The sequence below is a fragment of the Streptococcus oralis genome (genome assembly GCF_001578705.1).
Classification (GTDB): Bacteria; Bacillota; Bacilli; order Lactobacillales; family Streptococcaceae; genus Streptococcus; species Streptococcus oralis_J.
The window spans coordinates 39759-60138 of the sequence record NZ_KQ969037.1 but is presented as its reverse complement, the minus strand read 5'-3'; the positions used below and the strand labels follow the sequence as shown (position 1 = coordinate 60138).

The window sequence follows — 20380 nt, the reverse complement described above, 5'->3', positions numbered from 1 at the left end:
AAAGGAATAGTTGCAATGAAAATAGCTTTCGATTCTAGACTCTTTCTACTACAAATTGAATTCCATTAATATCTTTTTCAAACTTCAAATTTATAGTTTATAGACTGCATTACTCTACATAAAAAGAAGGCGAACCTTGTTCTACCTCCTTCTACACTATTTTCCCTTAAATTCCGCAAAAGTCTGTAAGATTTTGGCTGCTACTGCTGGAGAAGGAGCTCCTTTTAGCTCTAACGTTTCATCTGCATATGGAGTAAGGCCAGCAAAGTCTCCTATCTGAACTGAATAAAGAGATGTCTTAAACAGTTCAATATCGTTTTGATCATTTCCAAAGGCGATGAAGTTTTCCCCACATAACGTTTCAACTGTTGTAGCCTTGTGAGTATCTAAGGGGTTGACATAAAGACACTTTTCATGCGCATGATAAGACAGATGAGCCTGCCCCAGTCTTTCTAACTGACCAAGAAGATCATCAAGCAAATCCTCGTGGTCGCCCATATAAACGACTATCTTAATCGGAGTCCCTAAGTCCTCGAGTTTCTGATGACGAGCTACCTTTAGGGGGTCCACACTGGAGAAAAATGGAATCTTCTCCACAATCTGACCACTATAGTCAAAGCAATCATCTACAAAGAAAGGGAGATTATAAGTCTGGCAATAATCCACTAGCGCCTGATAAACTTTAGCATCGAGATTCCTTTCGAAGATAGCCTTCCCCAGATGATAGGCTACGCCTCCATTCAACCCTATGACCAAGCGCTGACTGAGTTCGGAACCTAATAAACCCAAACAATCCCGATAAGAGCGAGCTGAGGCAAACACAAGCTCATGACCATAATCTTCAGCCTTTAAAAGAACCTGCTGAATCTCATCGTCTATGGTCATGTAGTCAAAAGATAGCGTTCCATCCAGATCAAATACGAATTTCATTTTCCTAGTCCTTGTTTAGTGTTCGAAACGCTGACTGATAGGTTTGCTCCATTAGCATGGTAATCGTCATAGGACCAACTCCACCAGGTACAGGTGTGATGTGACTAGCCAGTGGTGCAACAGCATCATAATCAACATCTCCACAAAGCTTGCCATTTTCATCTCGGTTCATCCCAACGTCAATGACAACCGCTCCTGGCTTGACAAAGTCAGCAGTCACAAACTTAGCGCGACCGATTGCAACCACAAGAATATCTGCCTTAGCAGCCACCTTGGCAAGATGATGGGTGCGTGAGTGGGTCAAGGTCACTGTTGCATTCTTAGCCAAAAGTAGCTGAGCCATCGGTTTTCCAACGATATTTGAACGACCGATAACAACCGCATTTTTACCTTCCAGGTCAATCCCATACTCATGAAACATCTCCATAATTCCTGCAGGTGTCGAAGGAATCATAACTGGATGACCAGACCAGAGGCGTCCCATGTTTAGGGGATGGAAACCATCCACGTCTTTTTCCGGGTCAATGGCTAATAAAACTGCCTCTTCATCGATATGTTTGGGTAAAGGTAACTGAACCAAAATCCCATGCCAAGCTGAATCTTGATTGTATTTAGCAATCAAGTCCAACAATTCCGCTTGGGTAATAGTCTCTGGAACTCGCACAACTTCACTACGGAAACCAGCAGCGAGAGCTGACCGTTCCTTGTTGCGAACGTAGACTTGGCTGGCAGGATTGTCCCCCACCAAAATCACCACCAATCCTGGAACTAGACCTGTTTCTTCTTTTAGTTTAGCAGTCTTTTCAGCCAACTGTCCTTGTAACTTAGCTGCAAGAGCCTTCCCATCAATAATCTGTGCCATATTTCTTCTCTTTTCTATCAAATATCTTCTATTATATCAAAAAATACCTTGCCATTCTAACACTTCTTGACTAATAGACCTTATAGTTTGAAACTATAAGAAAAAGCTCTTATCGAGCTTTTAGCGCCTATTTATCTTAAGCAAGTCTATCATGATTTCTTTTTGACCTTGGGAGCAGGCAAAACTTCGTACATATCCTTGATTAGTCTCGCTAGAAATGACTTGTCTTCAAGGTCTTCTAGTAAAATCATCTCCTTGGCTCCTTCATAAGGACGTTCAAGTCTTGTCTGGCCCAGTTGATCCATGATCACCTTCACAGGCTTCAATAACAAACGATTATCATAGATTCCCCCAATAATCTTCCCACGATAATAAAGGATATACTCTCCCATCATTGGACGATAACTTATCTCCCCTAGTTCCGATAGCTGTTCAAGAATAAAATCTAAATATTCTTTACTGGAAGCCATGATGCCTACTCCATTTCTTCTAAAAATGAGGTCTTACAAAACCTTACTCAAAAATCCTTGGTCCGTTGTTCTTGGGTTTGGTCAAAAATCTCCTCTGGCCTTCCATCTTCAACAACAACCCCATCCGCCATAAAGATAACACGGTCTGCTACCTCACGCGCAAAGCCCATTTCATGCGTCACAATCACCATAGTCATCCCTGACTTAGCGAGGTCTTGCATAACAGCTAGAACTTCTCCAACCATCTCAGGGTCTAGAGCTGAAGTCGGCTCATCAAAGAGCAAAACATCTGGCTCCATTGCCAGTCCACGCGCAATAGCAATCCGTTGTTGCTGGCCACCTGACAAACTCTGTGGATAGGCCGTTGCCTTATCTGGCAAGCCAACTTTTTCTAAAAGTTCCTGTGCTCTCTTTTCCGCAACTTCCTTGCTTTCACCTTTGGTCTTGATCGGAGACAAGGTGATATTTTCCAGCACTGTCATATTGGGAAAGAGGTTGAATTGTTGGAATACCATGCCCATCTTTTCACGCATAGCAAAAAGGTCATTTTTCTTATCAGTGATATCAACTCCTTCAAAGATAACCTTACCTTTACTCGCTTCTTCGAGAAGATTCATCGAGCGAAGGAGGGTTGATTTTCCGCTACCCGACGGACCAATAATCACCACGACTTCCCCTCTTTTGATCTCAAGGTCAATCCCTTTCAAGACTTCATTCTTCCCAAAAGACTTATGCAAGCCTTCGATTTTTATCAAGGTTTCTGTCATTATTTCTTGTCTCCTTGTCCAATGTAATTTTCAAATGCTTTCAAGGCTACTGTCAAAACAGAAGTCATAATCAAGTAATAAAAGGCTGCAAATAAAAGGGGAGTCAACGGTAAATAAGTTGTTGTTGCTACTGTCGTTGCTCCATTCCAAAGTTCCATGACTCCGATTGTTGACAAAAGCGAACTATCCTTGATAATGGTAATAAATTCATTTCCCAATGCTGGCAAAATATTTTTGATAGCCTGTGGCAAAATGACATAACGCATGGCATTTTTCGGACGAATACCAAGAGAGTAAGCGGCCTCTAACTGACCTTTAGGAACCGCATTGATCCCCGCACGAACAGTTTCTGAAACGTAAGCTCCACTGTTCATCGAGATAATCAGAATACCAGGAATCAAACGAGAAAGATCAACTCCTAAAATTCCCACTTGAATAGTGGGCGCATCGATATGCATGAGGGCAAATGCAATCATAATTTGCACCATCATCGGTGTTCCTCGGAAAATCCATACATAGACATTTGCAAACCAGACAAGAGGCTTAAAACGTGAGCGTTGAGCAAAGGCCAATAAGACACCTAGAATGGTACCGAAAAAGACTACCAGAATTGAAATCACTACAGTGATAAGAGCTCCGTAATTAAAATAAGGTAAATACTTTGGTAAAAAGGAAAAATTCATATAAACTCAGCTTTCTAAACATTAGATTGTATGATTATAACATAATCTGAATTAAAATACAAACCTTATTTCCTTTTTCCAACAAATATTTTTAAGGAAATGATAAATAGCAATAAATCTTAGTTTTTTCTAGTCAACTTCCCGTGGTTTATGGTAAAATAGTAACGATAAGAAATGGAGGAGAATCATAATGGAATCACATTTGGTTAGAATCATTAACCGCCTAGAAGCTATGACAAAAGATGGCGGAAATCTAAAACGTAATTTTGAACGTGAAGGTGTTGTTGTCGCAGAAGTTGCATACAGCTATGACGAAGAAAATGGATCACTCTTCACCCTTCGCGATGTTGAAGCGCGTGAAACCTATACCTTTGATAGCATTGACTTGATTGCAATGGAGATCTACGAACTCCTTTACTAATAAAAAAGCAGCAGGGAAAACCTGACTGATGAACGAGAATCCTTTTTGTCCCTGCAAATGGGATTTTTTCTTACCCTCATAAGCAAAGATTTTCTTAGAGAACTTCTCTCGAAATCTCCCTAACCCAATCTTTTTACTTGCTTTACACCTTAATCATGCTATAATGAGAGTATAAAACTTTGACTATTCTTGACCTTTTTCTTAGGCCAAGAATAAGAATGAAATGAGGTAGATGTATGCTCTGTCAAAACTGTAAAATAAACGACTCAACAATTCATCTGTATACCAATATCAATGGACAGCAAAAGCAAATTGATCTTTGTCAAAACTGCTATAAAATTATCAAAACAGATCCAAATAATACCCTCTTTAAAGGAATGACTGACTTAAACAATCGTGACTTTGATCCTTTCGGAGACTTTTTCAATGATTTGAACAATTTCAGACCTTCTTCTAATAACATCCCTCCCACTCAATCAGGTGGAGGAGATGGGGACAATGGGGGCTACGGGCCTCAAAACCGCGGTCCACTTCAAACACCTCCTAGCCAAGAAAGAGGACTCCTAGAGGAATATGGTATCAACATTACTGAGATTGCTCGTAGAGGAGATATTGACCCTGTTATCGGTCGAGATGAGGAGATTATCCGTGTTATCGAAATCCTCAACCGTCGAACCAAGAACAATCCTGTCCTTATCGGAGAACCGGGTGTCGGTAAAACTGCCGTTGTTGAAGGTCTAGCTCAAAAAATTGTCGATGGCGATGTTCCCCATAAACTCCAAGGCAAGCAGGTCATCCGTCTGGATGTGGTCAGTCTAGTTCAAGGAACAGGTATTCGAGGCCAATTTGAAGAGCGTATGCAAAAGCTCATGGAAGAAATCCGCAAACGCGAGGACATCATTCTCTTTATCGATGAAATCCATGAAATTGTTGGTGCAGGATCTGCTGGCGATGGCAATATGGATGCAGGAAATATCCTCAAACCTGCCCTTGCCCGTGGTGAATTGCAACTGGTCGGTGCCACTACTCTCAATGAATACCGTATCATTGAAAAAGATGCTGCTCTAGAGCGCCGTATGCAGCCTGTTAAGGTAGATGAACCAACTGTCGAAGAAACCATTACCATCCTCAAAGGGGTTCAAAAAAAATACGAAGACTACCATCACGTCAAGTATACTGATGCTGCTATCGAAGCTGCTGCAAATCTTTCCAACCGCTACATCCAAGACCGTTTCTTACCAGACAAGGCTATTGACCTGTTGGATGAAGCTGGTTCTAAGATGAATCTGACACTGAACTTTGTTGATCCCAAAGTGATTGACCAGCGTTTAATTGAAGCTGAGAATCTCAAAGCTCAAGCTACACGAGAGGAAGACTTTGAAAAAGCCGCCTACTTCCGTGATCAGATTGCCAAGTACAAGGAAATGCAGAAGAACAAGGTGACCGATCAGGATACTCCAATCATCAGCGAGAAAACCATTGAACATATCATTGAGCAGAAAACCAATATTCCTGTTGGAGAACTCAAAGAAAAAGAACAGTCTCAGCTCATCCATCTTGCAGAAGACCTCAAGGCCCATGTTATCGGACAAGACGAGGCTGTCGATAAGATTGCCAAAGCCATTCGTCGTAATCGTGTTGGACTTGGTACTCCAAACCGTCCAATCGGAAGTTTCCTCTTTGTCGGACCAACTGGAGTCGGTAAGACGGAACTTTCCAAACAACTAGCCATTGAACTTTTTGGTTCTGCTGATAGCATGATTCGCTTTGATATGAGTGAATATATGGAAAAACACAGCGTGGCTAAATTGGTCGGAGCCCCTCCAGGCTATGTCGGCTACGATGAAGCTGGTCAGTTAACGGAAAAAGTTCGTCGCAATCCCTACTCTCTCATCCTTCTCGATGAAGTTGAAAAAGCCCACCCAGATGTGATGCACATGTTCCTTCAAGTCTTAGACGATGGCCGTTTGACAGACGGGCAAGGACGTACAGTTAGCTTTAAGGATGCCATCATCATCATGACCTCAAATGCTGGGACCGGTAAGGCCGAAGCCAGCGTTGGTTTTGGAGCTACTCGTGAAGGTCGAACCAACTCTGTTCTCGGTGAACTCGGCAATTTCTTTAGCCCAGAATTTATGAACCGTTTTGACGGCATCATCGAGTTCAAAGCTCTCAGCAAGGACAACCTCCTCCAAATCGTCGAACTCATGCTAGCAGATGTTAACAAACGTCTTTCTAGCAACGACATCCACCTCGAAGTGACGGATAAAGTCAAAGAAAAATTAGTTGATCTAGGTTATGATCCAAAAATGGGGGCACGGCCACTCCGTCGTACCATTCAAGACCATATCGAGGACGCCATCACTGACTTCTACCTTGAAAATCCAAGCGAGAAAGACCTCAAGGCAGTCATGACAAGCAACGGCAAGATTCAAATCAAATCTACCAAAAAGACTGAAAAAACAGAAGAGGTTACTTCTGAAAAAGAAGATTAAAACGATCTAACAGGTGCAGGAAGTCTATCAATTTCTGCACCTTTTTTACTAAAATAACTGTAAATTCTTGACAGCTTGCCCCTCGTCCATTATGATAATAATAAAGATACTAGAGAATGAGGACAGTTCAATGGCAAACCCAACTTTTGGTGAAAAAAAAGAGAATGTGACCTACCAGCCTCGCTATGGTGTTTACGCAGTTATTCCTGATCCAGAAAAAAAACAAATTGTCTTAGTTCAAGCTCCCAATGGGGCTTGGTTCTTGCCAGGCGGAGAGATTGAAGCAGGCGAAGACCATCAAGAGGCACTGAAGAGAGAACTAATCGAAGAACTTGGCTTTACAGCTGAAATCGGAACCTATTATGGGCAAGCTGATGAGTATTTTTACTCTCGCCACCGTGATACCTACTACTACAATCCAGCTTATCTCTACGAAGCTATTTCTTTCGAAGAAGTACAAAAACCTTTAGAAAACTTTAATCATATTGCTTGGTTTTCTATTGACGAGGCAATAGAAAAACTCAAACGTGGTAGCCACAAATGGGGAATTGAAGCTTGGAAAATCCAGCATAGAATTGACTAAAATACACGATTTTATCCAAAAAGTGCTATAATAGAGTTAGAAAATCGGAGGAACTATTATGAAGCTTATCAACACGACTAATTCACACTCGCAACTTGTTAAAAGCCAATTAGAAAGTACTGACGCAACCCTTGTTGAGGTCTATTCTGCTGGAAACACAGATGTGATTTTCACACAAGCTCCGCTTCACTATGAAATCCTCATTTCCAACAAGCACCGCGCTATTCGTGAACCCGAAATTGAAACCATTCAAGATTTCTTCATGAAACGCAAAATCGATAAAGATAAGATCGATGAAGCCAATATCAAGACGCTTTATTCAGATAAATTGATTGAAATTTCTATTCCTACAAAATAAGAAAGCCAGCCTAGAGCTGGTTCTCTTTTGCAAAAAGCTTGGTAATATTACCAAGCTTTTTCATTTTATTTCACAGCTTCTTTCAATGCATCTACCTTATCCAAACGTTCCCATGGAAGGTCAATATCTGTACGTCCCATGTGTCCATAAGCCGCTGTTTGACGGTAAATTGGACGTTTGAGGTCCAACATTTGGATAATTCCTGCAGGGCGAAGGTCAAAAATTTGACGCGCCGCTTTTTCAAGCTTGCTTTCAGCTACTGTTCCAGTACCGAAAGTATCGATACGGACAGAAACAGGTTGCGCAACACCGATAGCGTAAGCTAATTGCACTTCTGCCTTCTTAGCAAGATCTGCTGCAACGATATTTTTAGCAATATAACGTGCCGCATATGAGGCTGAGCGGTCCACCTTAGTCGCATCCTTACCAGAGAAGGCACCTCCACCGTGACGAGAATAGCCACCATAAGTATCCACGATAATCTTACGGCCAGTCAAACCGGAGTCTCCTTGAGGTCCACCGATGACAAAGCGACCAGTTGGATTGATGAAGAATTTTGTTTGCTCATCCAAGTAAGAAGCCGGAATAACCTCTTTGATAACCTTGCTAATCACATCATTGTGAATTTGTTCATTGCTAACTTCTGGATCGTGCTGAGTTGAAATAACGACTGTGTCCACACGTACTGGACGGTCATTTTCATCATACTCAACTGTAACTTGCGATTTGGCATCTGGACGCAGATAGCTGATTTCACCCGACTTACGAAGTTCTGCCAAGCGACGAACCAGTTTGTGGCTGAGTGAGATTGGCAATGGCATGAGTTCTTCTGTCTCATCCACCGCAAATCCAAACATAAGACCTTGGTCACCAGCACCAATCAAGTCCAGTGGATCTTGATCTGCATTCCCACGAACCTCCAAGGCTTCGTTAACACCTTGGGCGATATCTGGTGACTGCTCAACAAGTGACGGATGAACTCCCACCGTCTCCGCAGAAAAACCATATTCTGTATTGGTATAACCAATCTCTGCAATGGTATCACGAACCACACGGTTAATATCCACATAAGCATTTGTAGAAATTTCACCAAAAACATGGACGGAACCAGTATATACAGCTGTCTCTGCAGCAACGTGCGCCTCTGGATCCTTGGCTAAAATAGCATCCAAAATCGCATCTGAAATTTGGTCTGCAATCTTATCTGGATGCCCCTCAGATACAGATTCAGACGTGAATAATTTACGTTCTGACATAAAAATGTCCCCCCTTAAAAAATATTGTTATAGAGTTACAAAGTACTGATAGGAAGACGATTAACAACGTGACCCACCACCTTATCGGGACTATATAACCTTATCATTATACCACTTTTTACGTTTTTTTGCATTATTTTCTCTAAATCAAAAAAAGGAGCCTTTCGGCTCCGATTTTTAGCTTAGAAAGTTTGGCGTTTGGCTTTGCGTTCTGCACGTCCTCGCGCACGATTCTCAGCACGCTTGGTTTTACGACGTTTTTCATCCACCGCCCATTTGATTTTCTTCTTATAGCCTGGTTTAACTTTTTTCTTTTTCTTTTTAACCAAACCAATCATCTCCGTATCAAGCTTGTCTTGCTTCTTTTCACGATTGGCACGACGATCACGGTCATAGGTATCTTGAAATTCCCCGTCTTTGACCATCTTAGGAGTAAACTTGATCCCTAATTTCTCCAACTCACGGATATCCGAGTCATCACTTGGCTGGTAAAGGGTAATAGCTGTACCAGGTAGACCGTTGCGTCCAGTCCGTCCAACTCGGTGAACAAAGAAGGACAAGTCTTGCGGAATGGCATCATTGATAACATGGCTGACACCTTCAATGTCAATTCCACGCGCTGCCAAGTCTGTTGCGACAATGTACTCAAAATCAAGATTTTTCACCTGATTCATGATCCGCTTGCGCTCACGAGGAGCAATATCTCCATGAATCTTTGCCACCCTCAATCCTTGAACAGTCAGATAAGAATGCAATTCATCTGCACGTGTTTTAGTGTTGACAAAAATCATTGCCAAATAAGGCTGCATCAACTGAGTCAACTCATAAATCTGAGCATTCTTGTCGCGGCCCTTGGTCGAAATCAACCAGTTATCAATCGTATCTGAGATGACTGTCTTGGTCTTGATTTTCTCCATGACAGGATTTGACAAGTATTTTTTCAAGAACGGTTGCAACTTTTGTGGAATGGTCGCCGAAAAAACCATGAATTGCAAGTCTTTTGGAAGGCTCCCTGCAATCTTATCGACTGTCTCCAAGAATCCCATATCCAAGGTCATATCGGCTTCATCGACGACAAAGGTCTTGGCCTTGTGAATAGCCAAATCACCAGATTTGACCAAGTCATAGATGCGACCTGGCGTTCCGATAACGATATGTGGTTGGTTGCTGGCAAGTTTTTCAATCTGACGCGCCTTATCCGTACCACCCACATAATTAACCACACGAACTTCGATATCTGAGTGGGCTGCAATCTGACGTGCTGCTTGGTAGATCTGAGTAGCTAACTCACGACTTGGAGCAGTAATCACTGCTTGCACACTATCACTCTTTTCATCCAATTGTTGGAAAATGGGCAGCAAGAAAGTGTGGGTTTTTCCTGAACCTGTTTTTGATTCACCGACCAAATCTCGACCTGCCAAGACAATAGGAATTAACTTATCTTGAACCTCTGTTGGAGTTGTAAATTTCAACTCCTCCAAAGCCTTTTCTATATAGTTTTTAAACTGAAATTTCGTAAATGACATACTATCCTCGATTCTATTCATTTAACCATTATACCATATTTTATCCTATTGCAGTAGCCTCATTTGAATCTCAGTCTTGTAGTAAATCTTCGAGTTGCATAAAAGGTTGGAACCTCTGATTCCAACCTCTTTCATTATTTCCAGGTCAATACAGCATTCAAACCATAATGATCGCTGACTTGTGGACTATTTTGTCCATCAAAGACCACATACAAACTTTCAACTTCTAACTCTTTTGTCGTAAAGACATAGTCAATTCGGAGTGGCTCAACAGTGCCTTTCCAGCCATCAATTTCTGGTGGAACAGTATAGCTGCCGCTTCTTTCTTTCGCAACTTCAAAAGCATCTTGTAATCCTAATGGACTAGCTAAAATAGCTTGGTAACCCTCCTGACCAGCTGGATTGTTGAAATCGCCTGCTAAGATTAGAGGTTTATTCAAATCTTTCAGTACAGCCTCAAATCGCGCCCATTCTTCTTGAAATCCCTTGTCCCACCAAGAAAGATGAACGCTAGCAAGAGCCAGCTCTTTTCCTCCAACCTCTGTCTCCGCTAAGGCGACACGGCGAGTATGGTAGTCCGTTGGATCATCTACATCTGATACTAAAATTTCACGCACCTTAATAGGTGTTTTGGATAAGATAGCTACACCTTCATGGTAGCGGTCATAGCCGATATGATTATAAGCCCAAGTCCAGTAGTAGGTCTTCTCCTTCTCAGCCAACTTTTCAACCAAAAGTCTCACATAGTGGTCTTGATGAATGGGTTCTGCCGCTGGTAAAGCTTGATAAAGATGATCAACCTCCACTTCTGGAGAAGTAATTTCTTGATTGATTTCTTGGAAACAAATCAAATCATAGTCTTTTTCAAGAATATCTTGGAGCAAGAGCTGGAATTTTTCCTCTGCTTCCTTCTCCATCCAACTGTGGGTATTGAGTGTTAAAAATTTCATGCTTTTCTCCTAAAACAAGAGGTTGGAAAACAGCTTCCAACCTCAAGTATATTACAATTCTACTTTAGCAACTGCTGTTTTAGCTGCAAGAGAACCAGTTTGTTCTAATTTAACAGATTTGAGAACATCTCCATTTGTGAAGACAACCACTGTTGAAGTTTCACGACCTGCTGCACGGATAGCATCCAAGTCAGCTGTGACAAGAAGATCACCAGCAGCAACTTTTTGTCCTTCAGCAACATGAACGGTAAATGGTTTACCCTCAAGACTTACAGTATCCAAACCGATGTGAACAAGTACCTCAAGACCTGCTTCAGTGACAAGACCAAGAGCGTGTTTTGTTGGGAAGATACTTGATACAGTACCTGTAACTGGAGATACAATATTTCCATTTGCTGGTTCTACTGCAAACCCATCACCCATCATTTTTTGAGCAAAGACTGGATCTTTCACTTGTTCCAAGGCAATGACTTGACCGTCAGCTACTGAACATACTTCCTCAGTTACACCTTTGAAATGGATAGTATTTTGTTGAGCTTCTGTCATTTGGCTTGGAAGAGTTTCAGGAATAACTTCACCGGAGTCAAGAATATCTTGGATATCAGATTTCAACACGTCGGCTTTTGGTCCGTAGATAGCTTGGACACCTTGTCCTTTCATGACAAGACCCATAGCACCTTCAGCTTTCCATTGTTCCTCAGTACCAACACGATCTGCGTCCTTAACAGTTACACGAAGACGAGTCATGCAGGCATCTACATCCACGATATTTGCACGCCCACCAAGAAGGTTAATAATATTGACTGCTTGAGAAGCTGCTACAACTGTTGTTTCCCCTTTAGCTGTATCCTCTGATGCTCCTTCAGTAGTTTCATAGTTCCCGTTACGTCCTGGAGTTGCATAGTTGAATTTTTGAATCATAAAGTTGGCGATGAAGTACATGATAACTGCAAAGAGAACTGTTACCCAGATGAAGTTAATGATATCCATACCAAGACCAGCATTGATAGCTAGCGGAGTACGAGTCAAGAATTCAATTGAACCGAATGAGTGCATACGAAGATGAACAATATCTGCCATAGCAAAGGCAGCACCTTGAACAAGAGCATACACTAGGTAAAGAGGTGTTGCGATAAACATAAACATATACTCGATAGGTTCAGTAACCCCTGTCAAGAATGTTGCAAGGGCTGTCGCAATCATCATCCCCTTGTATTGGTGTTTTTTGTCTGCATCTACATTACGGTAGATGGCAACGATAATCCCCATCAAGATACCGAATGAACCAATCATTTGCCCAACTTTGAAACGAGCTGGTGTAATGGTTGCAAGGAGATGTTGGTATTGATCTGCATTTGAACCTTTAAGGTTAACAAGGTCTGTTACCCATGCAAGCCAAAGCGGGTCTTGCCCAAATACCTGAGTACCTTTTGCTGCACCAGTAAGAATTTCATATGTTCCACCAAGAGCTGTATAGTTCATTGGGATTGTTAGCATATGGTGAAGACCAAATGGTAAAAGCAAGCGCTCCAAGGTACCATACAAGAATGGTGCAAGGATTGGTGCTGTTTCTTGAGAGTTGGCAATCCAGATACCAAAGTTGTTGATACCTGTTTGAACAAGAGGCCAGAAAGCTGCAAGCGCAATGGCTGCAATTGTTGAGCGGAGAATAACGACGAATGGTACAAAACGTTTTCCGTTAAAGAATGAAAGCGCATCAGGAAGTTTACGGAAATTGTAGTACTTGTTATAGGCTGTTGCTCCTACAAAACCTGAGATAATCCCTACAAAGACACCCATGTTAAGGGCTGGCGCCTCAAGAACACTGATAAAGTAATCCGCAACCTTGATAGAACCGCCAAATAGTGTTGAAACCATGGCATTTGGATCTTTCAACATGTCACTTGTAACTCCAAAGATGGTACCAGTGATACGGTTAATCAAGATGAAGGCAAGACCGGCAGCAAAAGCTCCACCTGCACGTTCCTTAGCCCAACTCCCCCCGATAGCTAGGGCAAATAAAATATGAAGGTTACCAATAACCCCCCAACCAATTTGCTCAAGGATACCACCTGTAATCACTAGAGGAGCAAGATTTGGGTCAATCATCACGATTGATTTACCTATTGAGATCATCAATCCAGCCGCTGGCATAACGGCGATAACCACCATTAGAGCCTTACCGAATTTCTGCCAAAACTCGAAAGACAAGACATTTTTGAATGTAGCTTTCATCATTCAAATCTCCTTTATTTTATTTAGGCAAACGTTTTACGAAAACGTTTGCACTTGTTTATAATTTAATTATACCACTTTATTTTTTTTGTAAAGGCTTTTATAAAAAAATTTCCCGTTTTTCTTAAATTTTTATACAAGTGCTAAAAGAAAAAAGAGAAGCTCAAGAAAACTTCTCTTTTAAAATTGTATTATTTCTGATTTGGTCTGCAAGTTGCATTTATATCCAACTAGATTTTCAAGAATCGACGCATTGAAATTCCTGATCCGATTGATCCAATGAAGATTCCGATGACAAATAATAGGACTGTCATCAGAGGGATAAACACATCTGGTGTAATCATTGACAAGTTTTGCCCCACCAAGGATTTATTGACAGATTGATAAACCATATTATAAACAAAGAATACAAGGACTGAAGGAATCGCTGCACCTAGTAAGCCGATAAAGGCACCTTCTAGCAAGAATGGACCACGAATATAGCCATTTTTAGCTCCTACTAGACGCATGATCTGAATCTCACGACTACGAGAAATAATGGTAATACGAATGGTATTGGAAATGAGGAAGACTGCAATAAAAATCAAGAGCCCTGCAATAACTAATCCCCAAACACGGATAAAGGAAGCCAGTTCAAAAAGTCGTTGAGTGTTGGCACCACCGTCTTGAACCTCAGATACCCCTTCAATTTTCTTGGCTTCTTCTGCTACTTTAGGAACATCACTCGGACTATTGGTATCAACGATATAGGCATCATAGAGAGGATTAGCGTCTCCTTCAAAGACCTTCCAATCGTCTCCCATCGTTTCAGTCAATTTTTGATACTGCTCTTCCTTGCTTGAAAAAGTGACATTCTTAACACCTTGCATGGCTTTTAAGGCATCATAAACCTTGTGATAGTCATTATTGGTAACTGTCTGACCTTCTTTTTCAATCGTTTCACTATTATCCGCTACATCTTTACGAATGTAAACCATGACACGAACGTTGTTTTCAATATCGGTAGCCAGCTTGGCTGTATTAAAAATTACAGATGCAAACAGGGCAACCAGAGTCAAGGTAATCATAACCGAGCTCACTGCTGCTACTGTCATCCAGCCATTTCGTTTTAAACTTTTTAATGATTCAAATAAATGGCGAAAAAATCTACTAATCATCGTATCCATATTCTCCTTTAGCTTCGTCACGAACGACACGGCCATTTTCAATGGCAATGACACGGTGGCGCAAGGTATTTACAATCTGGCTATTGTGGGTCGCCATCAAGACAGTAGTACCTTGGAGATTGATGCGTTCCAACAGATTCATAATTTCCCAAGAATTATCTGGGTCCAAGTTTCCTGTCGGCTCATCGGCAATCAAGACCTTAGGATTGTTCACAATCGCACGAGCAATCGCAATCCGTTGCTGCTCTCCACCTGAGAGTTCGTTAGGGAAAGAGCGAACCTTGTGTTTCAAACCGACCAAGTCCAAGACTTCCATAACCCGTTTCTTAATATTGCGGCGGTTCTCTCCGATAACTTCCATTGCGTAAGCAATATTTTCATAAACGGTTTTCTTTGGCAAGAGTTTGTAATCTTGAAAGACTACCCCAACACTGCGACGGAGCAGAGGGATATCTTTCTTCTTGATTTTAACCAAATTAAAGCCTGCAACTGTTAGGCTCCCTTTTTCAATCTTTACTTCTCGATATAAAGCTCGAATAAAGGTTGACTTCCCTGCTCCAGAAGGCCCAACGATATAGGCAAATTCTCCTGGTTCAATACTAAGAGAGACTCCACGAAGAGCAGTCGTTCCGTTATCGTATTTTTTGACAACATCTCGCATTTCAATGATTGACATGTGAGTTCCTTTCTATTCTTAGCTAATTCGCCACTTAAGATAAGCATCAATGAAACCATCAAGATCTCCATCCATGACCTTATCTACCTGAGCGACTTCAAAGCTCGTACGGTGATCTTTTACCATGGTATAAGGTGTGAAGACATAAGAACGAATCTGACTTCCCCAAGTGATTTCTTTTTTCTCACCTTTGAGGGAATCGACTTCCGCAGCTTTCTTTTCTTGCTCCATTTGATAGAGCTTGGCTTGCAACATCTTCATAGCACGATCTCTATTTCCATACTGGGTACGATCGACCGTTGATTGGACGACAGTTCCTGTAGGAATGTGTGTCAAACGCACACCTGTTGAAACTTTATTGACGTTTTGTCCACCAGCACCACCTGAACGGAAGGTATCCATTTTGATATCATCTTCACGAATCTCCACTTCGATGGTATCATCCAACTCGGGCATGACTTCCACGGAAGTAAATGAAGTATGGCGACGTTTGGCAGAGTCAAATGGTGAAATACGGACCAAACGGTGAACACCCATTTCTGACTTGAGAAGACCGTAGGCATTTGGACCTTCAAAGGACAAGGTCACAGACTTGATGCCCGCTTCATCACCTGCTTGGTAATCCAAGACTTCTACTTTAAAACCTTTGGCATTTCCATAACGAGTGTACATACGGAGCAACATATCACCCCAGTCTTGAGCCTCTGTCCCGCCAGAACCTGGATGGATTTCCAAGATTGCATTATTATGGTCATAAGGTTCTGACAAGAGAAGCGTCATTTCGTAACTGGTCATCATCTTATCCAGTTCTGTCAACTGTTCAACCAGTTCATCACGTACAGACTCGTCTTCTACTAAAAAGTCCAATAAAATTTCAACTTCATCCTGCAACTCTTCCATCTTACGGAAGGTGTTGTAGGTGTTTTTTAATTCATTTAATTCTTGCGACGTTTTTTGGGCCGCGATATTATCGTTCCAAAAATCAGGTTCCGTCATCTTGTTTTCCAAGATGGCAATCTCTTCCTCTAGTCCTTCGAGGTCAAAGAGACCCCCTGAAAGAAGCTAATTTTTCACGATTTGCATCAATTTTTTGACGAATTTCTGAAATGTCCATAAATACTCCTTTATTCACATCGTTTCATTATACCACATTCTCTCATTTCTTTCCATATTTTACTTGTTATTTCAAATTGTATACAAAAAAGAGGGCTTTCACCCTCCATTTTATAACTTTTTAGCAGATGTTCGAGCAATCTCCTCTACTTGGATACCTTGCGCTTCAAATTTCTCCTTCAGGAAGGTTAAATCAATCGTCCCATCAATTTGAACCTCAATCACGACCTTGCCATCCTTGCGCGGAATATTAACTGTATGAGAAATATTTAGATTTTCCTCTGCAATCAAGGCCACAATCTTCCCCAAAACCCCAACTTCATTTTCCGTAATAAACCGAACACGAACCCCTTCTTCTCCATAACCAGCAATTTCCAAAAAGGCTTGGAAAACATCACGATCTGTAATCACACCATAAACCTGTTGATTGTCCACAACTGGAAGAATACCGATTTTATTCTTTAACATGAGATAAGTCGCATCCTCTAAACTAGCATAACCTGACACAGTGATGACATCCCGAATCATAACATCTTTGACTTTAGTCTTATTGAGAAGATAATTCATCTCATAGATAGAGAGGCTGGTTGCTTTAGACGGACTGGCTTCAGCAATGGTTCCTTCTGTTACAAGACCAACCAATTGATCATTTTCGATAACAGGTAAACGGTGCAAACCTTGCTCGCGCATCAAATCTGCTGCATGTGCTACAGTCGTATCTGGACTGATATAAACTACCTTGCGGGTCATAAAATCTTTAACTGCCATGAGACTTCTCCTTCTTTATTGCTACTATAATTATACACTTTCTTACAAAAACTATCAAACGCTTTCATCTCTTTCTCAAGATTTTGTAACATTCAATCACAAAAAAGAGAGAAATAGCCTTCTCTCTTAAACTTAAATCGTAACGGAATCTCTATCCTTAATCATATAGCGTTTTAAAGAAGTTAAGCTAGCTAGCCAGTACAATAGACCACCAAAGATCGCAGTAAAGCCACTACCAGTTGTGAGTAGGAACACAGAACTCTGGATATGCTTTGTTATAGGGTTGTAAACAAATAGTACCGCAACTAACAAAGAAATGATTACACAAGATAATCCTACCAGATTAAAGCCATTTGTAAACTCATAGGCGTCATGTCCTTCAAGGAAATAGGCTGAATGCAAATCAAGTTTTCGTTTTCTTAAGATAAAGTAGTCTACAACGATCATTCCGATAATGGGGCCTTGAATATAGGCAGCCAGCGAGATGAAGGAACCGAAGTATTCATCCACTCCTCCCCAAATCGTAAGTAGGCTCACATAAACCATCGCAATCCAAACCATTAGTTTATAGCTCACTTTGGGCATCCCGCTTTTTACAATCATACAGTTCACGTACGATCCTGTACCCTGGGTTCCAATATTAGCAAAAGCTACCAGTAGTAAACTTAAAAGGGCAAAGGCTGGTGTACTTAGAGTGGAAAGCATCGTCGTTGGATCACTTTCATAGACACCTGTTTTGACAAACATAGCCAAAGCCATCACCCCACCTGTCGCAGCAAAGAATGGCGCAACAACCCCGTATGACAAGGCTGTAGCCCAATAGCCACTGCGTTCTGATTTTGCCAAACGTGGTAAGACAAAGGCTTGTGTAGACCAAGAAAAGGCTACGGCCACATTTCCTTCCCCCGACATCATAAAACGTTCAATCGGTGTCAAATTTTCTTGGATGGCAGGCTGGACATTCATAATATCCCTAATCGGAACGGCTACAAAACAGATCCCAACGATGATTAGCCCAACAAATAACAAGGCTACCACCAGAAAGCGATTAGTACCTTTAATCACCTCTGGACCTCCAAGAGCAATCAGCGTTCCAAGGAGAACACAGAGGGTGCCTAGAATCGGTGCCCATACTCCCTTGTCTAAACCAAGTCCAAAATTATTTGCCAAATGAATCATGGAGCTGGCAAAAAGATTAGCAGTAACGGCATACCAACCAAAATTTGCCAGACTAATCACGGTTGATAGAACAGCCACCCCTTTTCTACCTAGAACGGCTCTCAACCAAATCCATAAATCAATTCCATATTTAACTGCAAACAAGATTGGGAGACATTCGATAAAAACCCAGATAATGTTGAAACTAAAAATATTAATCAACATTTGATTAAAGGTCAAATATTGAGCCACATAGGCTCCTTGGGTATAACACCAAGTTGCGATAGCAAAACCACTTGTTGATAAGAAGAGATCCCAGAAAGAATACTGACGATCCTTGTTGGTCATGGGAACGATTCCCGTTATGGTCTCCTGTTGAATAAAGTCATTCATCTTGGACATTTTATTGAATATCTCCTGTCATAGCAAAAATAATCAGAATGAGGTTAACTAAGTTCATGTCAATTACTAATGTAAAATTAACTTTCAAAAAAGAGGAAGCAAATAGATATAGATTAAGGCTTTCATTTATCCTTAAATCGTAACAGAGTCCCGATCCTTGATCATATAGCGTTTTAACGGAGTTAAGCTAGCTAACCAGTACAATAAACCTCCAAAAATCGCAGTAAAGCCACTACCCGTTGTGATTAAAAAGATTGGGCTTTGAATCTGTGCTGTTACAGGGTTATAAACAAATAGTACTGCAACCAATAAAGAGATAAATACGCAAGACAAGCCAACCAAGTTAAATCCTTTGGTAAACTCGTAAGCATCGTGTCCTTCAAGGAAATAAGCTGAACGCAAATCAAGTTTTCGTTTTCTTAAGATAAAGTAGTCAACAACGATCATACCAATAATTGGTCCCTGAATATAAGCGGCTAGTGAGATGAAGGAACCGAAGTACTCTTCTACCCCTCCCCAGATGGTGAGTAGGCTTACATAAATCATAGCAATCCAAACCATTAGTTTATAGCTTACTTTTGGCATCCCGCTTTTGACAATCATACAGTTCACGTACGATCCTGTCCCTTGGGTTCCAATATTGGCAAAGGCTACTAGTAGTAGACTTAAGAGGGCAAAGGCTGGTGTGCTTAGAGTTGATAGCATGGTTGTTGGATCACTTTCATAAACACCTGTTTTAACAAACATGGCTAGAGCCATGACTCCACCTGTCGCAACGAAGAAGGGCGCAACAACTCCGTATGATAAGGCTGTAGCCCAATAGCCACTACGTTCTGATTTTGCCAAACGTGGCAAGACCAATGCTTGTGTAGACCAAGAGAAGGCAAAAGCAACATTTCCTTCCCCAGAAAGCATGAAGCGTTCTAATGGCGTTAAATCTCCTTGGGTAGCTGGTTGAATATTCATAATATCAGTTATAGGCACAGCTACAAAACAGATTCCAACGATAATGAGACCGACAATCAACAAGGCGATGACCAAGAATCTATTGGTCCATTTGATCACTTCTGGACCTCCAAGGGCAATCAGCGTTCCAAGGAGAACACAGAGAGTACCTAAAATCGGTGCCCATACTCCCTTGTCTAAACCAAGTCCAAAATTATTTGCCAAGTGGATCATAGAATTAGCAAAAAGATTAGCCGCAACGGCGTACCAGCCAAAGTTAGCCAAGCTAATAATGGTTGATAGCAAGGCCACCCCTTTTTTTCCTAGGACAGCCCTCAACCAAATCCACAAATCAATCCCATATTTAACCGCAAACAGAATTGGGAGACACTCAATAAAGACCCAGATAATGTTGAAACTAAAAATATTAATCAACATTTGATTAAAGGTCAAATATTGAGCCACATAGGCTCCTTGGGTATAACACCAAGTTGCAATGGCAAAACCACTTGTCGACAGGAAGAGATCCCAGAAAGAATACTGACGATCCTTGTTGGTCATGGGAACAATTCCCGTTATCGTCTCCTGTTGAATAAAGTCATTCATCTTGGACATT

The 20380-nt window shown here is 41.4% G+C and carries 19 protein-coding genes; 4 read left to right on the top strand and 15 right to left on the bottom strand.

The features are described 5' to 3' along the window. Positions 1-156 precede the first annotated feature (156 nt). From SORDD05_RS00290 to SORDD05_RS00270, 5 genes are all read right to left on the bottom strand, one after another. Entirely contained in the window at positions 157-930 is a 774-nt protein-coding gene (locus SORDD05_RS00290) for an HAD hydrolase family protein (protein WP_061416471.1), read from the bottom strand. 4 nt (positions 931-934) lie between these two features. Continuing rightward, complete coding sequence (locus tag SORDD05_RS00285) at positions 935-1792, bottom strand: bifunctional methylenetetrahydrofolate dehydrogenase/methenyltetrahydrofolate cyclohydrolase (protein WP_061416469.1); 858 nt, start codon at positions 1790-1792, stop codon at positions 935-937. Positions 1793-1941: 149 nt separating this feature from the next. Beyond that, positions 1942-2262 (bottom strand): TfoX/Sxy family protein, encoded by a 321-nt coding sequence (locus tag SORDD05_RS00280; RefSeq protein ID WP_061416467.1) that lies wholly within the window; start codon positions 2260-2262, stop codon positions 1942-1944. 47 nt (positions 2263-2309) lie between these two features. Further along, entirely contained in the window at positions 2310-3029 is a 720-nt protein-coding gene (locus SORDD05_RS00275) for an amino acid ABC transporter ATP-binding protein (RefSeq protein WP_061416465.1), read from the bottom strand. After that, on the bottom strand, positions 3029-3712 hold the full coding sequence (locus SORDD05_RS00270; protein WP_001011625.1) for an amino acid ABC transporter permease: 684 nt from the start codon (positions 3710-3712) through the stop codon (positions 3029-3031). The genes SORDD05_RS00275 and SORDD05_RS00270 overlap by 1 nt, the downstream gene beginning before the upstream one ends. A gap of 190 nt (positions 3713-3902) precedes the next feature. On the opposite strand from SORDD05_RS00270, the gene SORDD05_RS00265 reads away from it, so the two are divergent. From SORDD05_RS00265 to SORDD05_RS00250, 4 genes are all read left to right on the top strand, one after another. Further along, positions 3903-4133, top strand: coding sequence for a DUF1797 family protein (locus SORDD05_RS00265; RefSeq protein ID WP_000443579.1), 231 nt, complete (start codon positions 3903-3905; stop codon positions 4131-4133). Between the two features lie 236 nt (positions 4134-4369). Next, positions 4370-6628, top strand: a complete 2259-nt coding sequence (locus SORDD05_RS00260; protein WP_061416463.1) for an ATP-dependent Clp protease ATP-binding subunit — start codon at positions 4370-4372, stop codon at positions 6626-6628. Between the two features lie 130 nt (positions 6629-6758). Continuing rightward, the gene (locus SORDD05_RS00255; RefSeq protein WP_061416461.1) at positions 6759-7211 is read left to right on the top strand and encodes an NUDIX hydrolase; all 453 of its coding nucleotides are present in this window, start codon (positions 6759-6761) and stop codon (positions 7209-7211) included. 58 nt (positions 7212-7269) lie between these two features. Next, positions 7270-7569: a DUF1827 family protein gene (locus tag SORDD05_RS00250; RefSeq protein WP_000767190.1), complete on the top strand. Its 300-nt coding sequence runs from the start codon at positions 7270-7272 to the stop codon at positions 7567-7569. 65 nt (positions 7570-7634) lie between these two features. On the opposite strand, the gene metK is transcribed toward SORDD05_RS00250, so the two are convergent. From metK to SORDD05_RS00200, 10 genes are all read right to left on the bottom strand, one after another. After that, positions 7635-8825, bottom strand: a complete 1191-nt coding sequence (metK, locus tag SORDD05_RS00245; RefSeq protein WP_061416459.1) for a methionine adenosyltransferase — start codon at positions 8823-8825, stop codon at positions 7635-7637. 182 nt (positions 8826-9007) lie between these two features. Continuing rightward, the gene (locus SORDD05_RS00240) at positions 9008-10351 is read right to left on the bottom strand and encodes a DEAD/DEAH box helicase (RefSeq protein ID WP_061416457.1); all 1344 of its coding nucleotides are present in this window, start codon (positions 10349-10351) and stop codon (positions 9008-9010) included. A 134-nt stretch (positions 10352-10485) separates the two neighbouring features. Next, entirely contained in the window at positions 10486-11301 is an 816-nt protein-coding gene (locus SORDD05_RS00235; protein WP_061416454.1) for an endonuclease/exonuclease/phosphatase family protein, read from the bottom strand. Between the two features lie 51 nt (positions 11302-11352). Further along, positions 11353-13539, bottom strand: coding sequence for a PTS transporter subunit IIBC (locus SORDD05_RS00230; RefSeq protein ID WP_155718796.1), 2187 nt, complete (start codon positions 13537-13539; stop codon positions 11353-11355). A gap of 227 nt (positions 13540-13766) precedes the next feature. Further along, complete coding sequence (ftsX, locus tag SORDD05_RS00225) at positions 13767-14693, bottom strand: permease-like cell division protein FtsX (protein ID WP_061416451.1); 927 nt, start codon at positions 14691-14693, stop codon at positions 13767-13769. Then, the gene (gene ftsE / locus SORDD05_RS00220) at positions 14686-15378 is read right to left on the bottom strand and encodes a cell division ATP-binding protein FtsE (protein WP_000022257.1); all 693 of its coding nucleotides are present in this window, start codon (positions 15376-15378) and stop codon (positions 14686-14688) included. The genes ftsX and ftsE overlap by 8 nt, the downstream gene beginning before the upstream one ends. Positions 15379-15396: 18 nt before the next feature. Next, positions 15397-16492, bottom strand: a protein-coding gene (prfB, locus tag SORDD05_RS00215; RefSeq protein WP_125449940.1) for a peptide chain release factor 2 whose coding sequence is annotated in 2 segments (ribosomal slippage) — positions 15397-16419 and positions 16421-16492 — 1095 coding nt in all. Because the reading frame shifts where the segments join, the coding sequence is not laid out codon by codon here. Positions 16493-16602: 110 nt separating this feature from the next. Continuing rightward, positions 16603-17259 (bottom strand): CBS domain-containing protein, encoded by a 657-nt coding sequence (locus tag SORDD05_RS00210; protein ID WP_061416448.1) that lies wholly within the window; start codon positions 17257-17259, stop codon positions 16603-16605. A gap of 132 nt (positions 17260-17391) precedes the next feature. Further along, positions 17392-18819, bottom strand: a complete 1428-nt coding sequence (locus tag SORDD05_RS00205) for a cytosine permease (RefSeq protein ID WP_061416445.1) — start codon at positions 18817-18819, stop codon at positions 17392-17394. 132 nt (positions 18820-18951) lie between these two features. Next, complete coding sequence (locus SORDD05_RS00200; protein ID WP_061416441.1) at positions 18952-20379, bottom strand: cytosine permease; 1428 nt, start codon at positions 20377-20379, stop codon at positions 18952-18954. Between the last annotated feature and the right edge of the window lies 1 nt (position 20380).

What these genes read in the sequence shown, in the direction of transcription:
- SORDD05_RS00290 (WP_061416471.1), bottom strand. Translation starts at nt 930, where the DNA reads ATGAAATTCGTATTTGATCTGGATGGAACGCTATCTTTTGACTACATG.
- SORDD05_RS00285 (WP_061416469.1), bottom strand. Translation starts at nt 1,792, where the DNA reads ATGGCACAGATTATTGATGGGAAGGCTCTTGCAGCTAAGTTACAAGGA.
- SORDD05_RS00280 (WP_061416467.1), bottom strand. Translation starts at nt 2,262, where the DNA reads ATGGCTTCCAGTAAAGAATATTTAGATTTTATTCTTGAACAGCTATCG.
- SORDD05_RS00275 (WP_061416465.1), bottom strand. Translation starts at nt 3,029, where the DNA reads ATGACAGAAACCTTGATAAAAATCGAAGGCTTGCATAAGTCTTTTGGG.
- SORDD05_RS00270 (WP_001011625.1), bottom strand. Translation starts at nt 3,712, where the DNA reads ATGAATTTTTCCTTTTTACCAAAGTATTTACCTTATTTTAATTACGGA.
- SORDD05_RS00265 (WP_000443579.1), top strand. Translation starts at nt 3,903, where the DNA reads ATGGAATCACATTTGGTTAGAATCATTAACCGCCTAGAAGCTATGACA.
- SORDD05_RS00260 (WP_061416463.1), top strand. Translation starts at nt 4,370, where the DNA reads ATGCTCTGTCAAAACTGTAAAATAAACGACTCAACAATTCATCTGTAT.
- SORDD05_RS00255 (WP_061416461.1), top strand. Translation starts at nt 6,759, where the DNA reads ATGGCAAACCCAACTTTTGGTGAAAAAAAAGAGAATGTGACCTACCAG.
- SORDD05_RS00250 (WP_000767190.1), top strand. Translation starts at nt 7,270, where the DNA reads ATGAAGCTTATCAACACGACTAATTCACACTCGCAACTTGTTAAAAGC.
- metK (WP_061416459.1), bottom strand. Translation starts at nt 8,825, where the DNA reads ATGTCAGAACGTAAATTATTCACGTCTGAATCTGTATCTGAGGGGCAT.
- SORDD05_RS00240 (WP_061416457.1), bottom strand. Translation starts at nt 10,351, where the DNA reads ATGTCATTTACGAAATTTCAGTTTAAAAACTATATAGAAAAGGCTTTG.
- SORDD05_RS00235 (WP_061416454.1), bottom strand. Translation starts at nt 11,301, where the DNA reads ATGAAATTTTTAACACTCAATACCCACAGTTGGATGGAGAAGGAAGCA.
- SORDD05_RS00230 (WP_155718796.1), bottom strand. Translation starts at nt 13,539, where the DNA reads ATGATGAAAGCTACATTCAAAAATGTCTTGTCTTTCGAGTTTTGGCAG.
- ftsX (WP_061416451.1), bottom strand. Translation starts at nt 14,693, where the DNA reads ATGATTAGTAGATTTTTTCGCCATTTATTTGAATCATTAAAAAGTTTA.
- ftsE (WP_000022257.1), bottom strand. Translation starts at nt 15,378, where the DNA reads ATGTCAATCATTGAAATGCGAGATGTTGTCAAAAAATACGATAACGGA.
- SORDD05_RS00210 (WP_061416448.1), bottom strand. Translation starts at nt 17,259, where the DNA reads ATGGCAGTTAAAGATTTTATGACCCGCAAGGTAGTTTATATCAGTCCA.
- SORDD05_RS00205 (WP_061416445.1), bottom strand. Translation starts at nt 18,819, where the DNA reads ATGTCCAAGATGAATGACTTTATTCAACAGGAGACCATAACGGGAATC.
- SORDD05_RS00200 (WP_061416441.1), bottom strand. Translation starts at nt 20,379, where the DNA reads ATGTCCAAGATGAATGACTTTATTCAACAGGAGACGATAACGGGAATT.